Below are 540 nucleotides of genomic sequence, written 5' to 3'. Positions count from 1 at the left end.
CGGATCATGCACCGCAGGCGCCGGCCGGTTGTCCAACTGCGGCGCCAACGGGCTCCCCGCCGCATCACTGAAGCACACCTCCAACCCCAGCCGATGCCCCTGCGGCAGCTCCGCCACCTCCGGCAGCCCACCGATATACCGGCCACCGTCCGCCGCACCCAGCCACACCGTCCGCCCATCCTTCAAAGCCAGTTGCAGACCACCCGGCAGACCATGAGCGACATACGTGTACACAGCCGGATCCGGAGCCCTCACCTCCTCACTCACCAACGCCGTCCGCCCACCCGACGGCATCAAATGCACCAACTTCTTCGCATGCAGATACGACCGCAACTTCTCCTCACGGTCCCGCACACCATCCGCATGCGACATCTGCCCGAACCGCTCATGACGATCCGAAACCAACGGCCGGGAATCCACATCACTGTCCCGGAACGTCGTCCCGTCCAACGCCCTCCACACACGATCAACACGCGGCACAGACAGCTTCGTCGGACGGAACGGCACCCACGACCCCAGCGCACGCTCCCCACCATGATC

Annotated in this window: 1 protein-coding gene; it reads right to left on the bottom strand. The window is 65.4% G+C overall.

Annotation, left to right across the window (positions count from 1 at the left end; genetic code table 11):
* The coding region (locus tag IF99_RS35370) for a hypothetical protein (protein ID WP_234340930.1) at window positions 1-450 on the bottom strand (450 nt) is incomplete at its 3' end.
* Window positions 451-540: the final 90 nt, after the last annotated feature.

Source organism: Streptomyces sp. NRRL F-5630 (assembly GCF_000719475.1).
GTDB lineage: Bacteria > Actinomycetota > Actinomycetes > Streptomycetales > Streptomycetaceae > Streptomyces.
Note: the sequence above shows the minus strand (reverse complement) of the source record. Positions and strands in the feature narration are given on the sequence as shown.